Annotated in this window: 4 protein-coding genes; 2 read left to right on the forward strand and 2 right to left on the reverse strand. The window is 45.1% G+C overall.

The annotated features are described in order from the left end of the window. Positions 1 to 194 (forward strand): winged helix-turn-helix domain-containing protein (locus MICAI_RS26965; RefSeq protein WP_039899827.1); only part of this gene is annotated, 194 nt, incomplete at its 5' end. Positions 195 to 229: 35 nt separating this feature from the next. Beyond that, complete coding sequence (locus MICAI_RS08000) at positions 230 to 772, forward strand: IS630 family transposase (protein ID WP_008200141.1); 543 nt, start codon at positions 230 to 232, stop codon at positions 770 to 772. 949 nt (positions 773 to 1,721) lie between these two features. Here MICAI_RS08000 and MICAI_RS08005 read toward each other — a convergent pair. Next, positions 1,722 to 2,333, reverse strand: coding sequence for a DUF4231 domain-containing protein (locus MICAI_RS08005; protein ID WP_008200145.1), 612 nt, complete (start codon positions 2,331 to 2,333; stop codon positions 1,722 to 1,724). Between the two features lie 45 nt (positions 2,334 to 2,378). Beyond that, on the reverse strand, positions 2,379 to 4,556 hold the full coding sequence (locus MICAI_RS22495; RefSeq protein WP_008200148.1) for a TRAFs-binding domain-containing protein: 2,178 nt from the start codon (positions 4,554 to 4,556) through the stop codon (positions 2,379 to 2,381). Positions 4,557 to 5,206: the final 650 nt, after the last annotated feature.

Raw genomic sequence — 5,206 nt, forward strand, 5'->3', positions numbered from 1 at the left:
TAAAAGAAAAGGAAGGATTTGATAGTTATGGGGAAATTTGTGAATGGTTAGAGGAAAAATTAGGGAGAGAAGCCAAGTACAAAACTGTACACAAATTAGTATATTATCGGCTAAAAGCGTCTCCAAAAATAGCCAGACCAAAAAGCCTAGAACAATCAGAAGAAAGGTTAGAGGATTTTAAAAAAAACTTCTAGAAAATTTGGCAATGCTGAGTTGAGTGGCGATAACAATGATGAGTAATACAGGAAAAATTCGCTTTTTATGTGAAGATGAAACTCGTCTGGAACTGAAAACAATCAGCGGGAGAAAAATAACAGCAAAAGGGGTAAAACTTTACGGGAAAGTGCAGGGTCAATTTCAAGCGACCTATATCTATGGGGTGGTAGAGCCGAAGACAGGAGAGCATTTTTTTTACGAATTCACTCATTTAAACAGTCAATGTTTTCAAATATTTTTAGAATTAGTTTCTGAATATTTTGCCGATAGTATTTTGATAATACAGTTAGATAATGGCAGGTTTCATAAGGCAAAAAACCTGAAAATACCTGACAACATTATTCTCATGTTTCAGCCACCACATTGCCCAGAATCTAATCCAATTGAACAGATTTGGCAATATCTAAAAAAAGGATTGAGATGGAAACTACCTAGAGACTTAGAGGAATTACGTTTGTTAATTGGTCAACGACTCGAAGAAATGAACAAAGAGGTAATTGCTTCAATTGTTGGACGAGGTTATATCCTGGATGCTCTATCTGTAGTTGGTATTTAGAGAATTGCTATCAGTATCTAATTCCGCCTCGTGGGTGAGGGAAACAAAAGGGGGTATAGTAGATATAGCCGCTTTTAATTTGGCTGCTGCTGATCGCTCTGGTTGATTGAGGGCTCTTCTAGGTTCTGTGTGATGAGTTTAACTTACATAGGATCGATCTTTGTGTCCTTTGTGTCTTTGTGGTTCGTTCCACCCCCTCGCTAGGAGGAATGTATCTTAGAATACATTTTACCCACCAAACCTGGGAGAGCCGATTGAGTTTAGCTAGAATTTGATTTAATAATTCTAAGATTTGTGGAGAAGCAAGTTGATCGGGTGGTTCTTTGGTAATTGCCGTCAATTCTGTGACAATTTCTGCTACCATTACCTCCGCATCAGGAAAAGATGCTTCTTGACTGTCGCTGGCGATTAAATCCCATTTTTCTCGTTCAAAATCCCAAATTTTTCGGCGTAAATCTTCGCTCTGCTGCTCGATCCTAACTTTTTCTTCCGGTGCGATTGTAACTAAAGTGTTTCGCTTTCCCGCTAATTGTTGTTTTCAACGTTGAATATTGTGTTCGAGGTTTTGTAATTCGTTAGTAGCCATGGAAAAATAAGCTTAAATTAGCCAATTAATTCAATTATGATCTATATATCTAGAAATGTCATTAGACCTCCCGCAAAAGTAATTTCTCGAGACGCTATCGGGTCAAAATATCTCAAACCATTTTTCTAAAGTAATGGCAGAGATGGTTAATTTCCCTCACCCCTAACCCCCCGACATGGGAGGGATCGGGGGGTTGGTGGGCGGGAGAAGGGAGTGGAATGCCTGCCACGAATAAAGAAAAATGATAATTATTCAGCCAGTCCTAGATACAGTCAACGGTACAGCCAATTTTTTCTGGGAGGCCCCCTGGGAATGGGGCTGACTCTATTCTCCACCCCTAATCTCTTTTTGTCGGCCTAGAGCTTACTGAAGTGGTGTTTTAGCTATTTCTGTGGGCTGTTTTGGCTTTTCTTTTTCCTTGACAACCTCGCTGAGATATCCTTCCACATCGCGCTGGATGATGCTTTCTACCCTTTGAGCAAAATCAGGATAGACTTCGGCGTGATTTTGGGCATGGCGATAAGAACCACTCAACTGGAAAAATTGCCAGCCCTCAATTTTCATGGCCTCGGCCGTGTTCCGATAGTGGCGGTAGCGTTCGCCATAATGAAAGAACTCTTCAACGGCAGCACTGATAGCCACCACCTGACTCAAGCCAAAGGCGAGCCAACCGACCAGGACTTGGACATCATTGGCGTTGATGTTCAGACTGACCAAGGCTGGAACGATCACCCCCCCGATAATTGTGATCAGTCGGAGAAAATAGTATTGGTTGCGACTTGTCTGGGCCCGGCCTTCTAGCCAGAGTAATTGCTCGAGCCAGCGGGCTTTCATAAACTGCTTTTGTAAATCTGGCAAGTCAATCTGCTCGATCAAGCCACAGATTTCTTGCTGGAACTGATTGCGATAAGATTGGGACTTTTTTGGCTCTGAGGTTTTCTCTAGGCTTTTGAGTTCTAAGGTGCTATCTGGCATGGTTCTCTTACTCCGTTAGTAGAAAAAAATTTCGGCTCTGGTGGCTCAAGCTTTCCGCTTCCCGATTCCCGCTCCTTGGGCTTTCCAATAATCAAACTTAGTTGTGTCTAGATGCTCGACAATCCCCCCCAATTGACGTACTTGCTTGACCATATCGCCAGTCCCGCCACGTCCATCACCGCCTTTGCCATCCCAGAGGACAATCAACCGCACCCGATCGATTCCGTAGATCAAACTGGAATAGAGCGCCCAACGATTGTTGCGCTCAAAGGAATTGCTTCCTTGCGGGACCGGTCCGATTCTTTCTGGTTGTAGGTTGAGTTCCACCTGGGGATGATTCTTAATTCCATAGAAACGCTCTACCCAATCATCGCCCGCAAAGTCGACCGACTTTTCAATAAATTGGGCTGACTCGAAGGGCAGATAGACCTCCACTTTCATCTGCCGCTCTAAACAGGCTTCTAGAAAGAGGATATCGCCCCCACAGGCTATCCCCGATGTGATCGCCAGATCCGTGGCATCAGCTTTGAGATTATCGAGTACCTCCTTAATTTTTTGTTGCGCCTCGGTTTCCATGGCTGGGGGAAACCGAGGCCGCGGCCGGTCTGGCTTGTCCATCATGTGGCCGGAGAAGAGGAAAACTTGCGGAGGTTCCTTCACCGTTGGGGATGCGATCGCTGCTTCTTGATGTTCTATTCTCTTCAATTCTGCCTCGAGGACATCGAGGCCTGACTTGACATATTCAAGGCGGAAATTCAGGGATTCTAAAAGTTTCAACTGTTCTAGGGTTGAAAGTAAAGCAAATTTATTGTTCCAGAGCCGGTTGAGCGCCCTTTTATAGGCTCTGGCCACCTGTTGCGGGTTGCTGGCGGTACAGATGGCCAGATCGCCGAGGGAGAGGAAGACCCAAACATCGTTGTTATCCTTGATAGCGGCACTTTCCAGACTAAATTTAACGGCTCCAGACAGCGCCGGCAACTGCTCTTTAATCCCTTTCTCTTCTGGATCGCTATCCTTGCCAGCCAGTGGCGCTAAATGCTTTAGTAGAGACGATAAGGTCAGGGCGTTGATGCCGGAATAGTAATGATTCTGATCGAGGCGGTAGCCTTGCAGGTAAGTCTCAATCGCTTTTTGCAGTAAGTGGGCCGATGCGTAAGCTATTTGGCGGCGCTCTGCTTCATTGGAGATGCCTACCCATCGCTCCTTCCACATTTCTTTGTAAATGCGAGCTAAGTAGGAAAGGGCATCGATATTGACCGGTTCATCCCGCAGCAGCGACTCCAATTGCACCACTGCCTCATCATATCGCTTCAGTCGGATCAGGTGAAAGGCTTCCTCGCGCCGGAATTCGGCATTTTTCGGCTGCAGTGCCAGTCCGTTGCGATATTGCTGGAGCGCAAGTTGATAATTTCCTAGGTTTCTTAAGGCTTTCCCCGCTTCGGCGATCGCCTCGCATTTGATTAGGGGGTTGCTCACTTCTTCAGTCAACAGCAAAACGTCACCTATGCGATCTTGGCGTTGGGCAATCACTACCCTTTTCCGCCAATTATTGTACTCATCCCAGTAGCCAATGGCTAGGGGGGTTTGCAGCGACCGGCGATCGGGTTCTTCCAAGCCGTCGAGTAAATTGAAAATGGGGCTGTGAATGCGATGAGGATCTGATTCCCAGGTAGCGCGCGCCATTTTAGCGATCGCCTGTTTGTCCTTTTCCAAGTATTGGCGATCGGGCCAGCCATTCTCGTCACAATGATAGGGGAGAGTGCGAACGTTAAAAATATCGAAAGGCATACGACCTCGTCCCGACTGGATATGAATTAGTCCTCGCTTGCGTAGGGCGTGGCGCACTCCTAACTCATAAAAAACGTTGGCATTATCAATGCTGATGTCGGCAATCACCAGATCCGCGAGCAATAGTTCCTGAAACATATCGGTGAGAATATCGCCACTGACGCTTTCTTCATCGGCTCGAAACGGCTCAAATCCAGCTTCGATTAAGGCTGGTTTAATTAAATCCTGATAGATGCTATTAAAATCTATCCAGCGGTCATCTGCCCCTTTTTTCTTACCAAAGGGCATGACGACGAAGGCATGGGGCAATCCCTGGGGGCTGGCAGCGCTATCATGCTCTTGTTTCAGTTGGGAAACTAGCTCTACGTTAGACTCAGAAACTTGTTCGTCGTTGGCGGCAGCATTTTTCTGGTTAATAATTTCTTGACTGGGCATATTAATCTTTCTGACTCAAGCAAGATCGATCATAACTTATTTTAGTTAGATTCAATCCTCGGCAGTTTTTTCAATAAAAAACTAACTGAGTCACTAGCAGTAACAGTGCCAGATTATTCCGTTAATAAAGGAGCTTTGGAATTAAGTTCTTTCTCTAATCAATCCCCTCAAGTTTGATAAGTAGTTGGACAAAGGTAAAGTTAACTGTGGGGTAAGGAGTCGGTCGTCAGTAAGAATTGCGGCAATTTACATTTCTTAAGATAGACAACAGAATTTATGTCCGACTACTTATCAGCAGCGCAGAGAATCGCCAGGGGCATATCCTATTGGCAAAAATCTCCTCTAGACAAGACACCATTAAGATAAACACAACGTCAAAATAGAATAGAAGAAACCTTCTCATTTTTCCCCTGTGCGCCCGAAAGTTTAACAATCATTGTAACTGCTCGGTCTCGCGTAGCGAGCGCGTTGCGACCGCTTCCTTCTCACCTTTCTAACCCTCCCAACTTACTGGCAATTTCCTTCACATCTTGGCCAGTGGGGAGATTTTCTAAAAACCCTTGACAAATGACGAGACTTGCTTTAAACTTTTTATATAGTGGGAATCCGTGCGCCCATATATATAGGGTTTTTGAGCAAAGATAAGAGAG

The sequence above is a fragment of the Microcystis sp. T1-4 genome (genome assembly GCF_000297435.1).
Classification (GTDB): Bacteria; Cyanobacteriota; Cyanobacteriia; order Cyanobacteriales; family Microcystaceae; genus Microcystis.

Coding starts and splice junctions, on each gene's coding strand:
- MICAI_RS08005 (WP_008200145.1), bottom strand. CDS start 2,333: ATGCCAGATAGCACCTTAGAACTCAAAAGCCTAGAGAAAACCTCAGAG.
- MICAI_RS08000 (WP_008200141.1), top strand. CDS start 230: ATGATGAGTAATACAGGAAAAATTCGCTTTTTATGTGAAGATGAAACT.
- MICAI_RS22495 (WP_008200148.1), bottom strand. CDS start 4,556: ATGCCCAGTCAAGAAATTATTAACCAGAAAAATGCTGCCGCCAACGAC.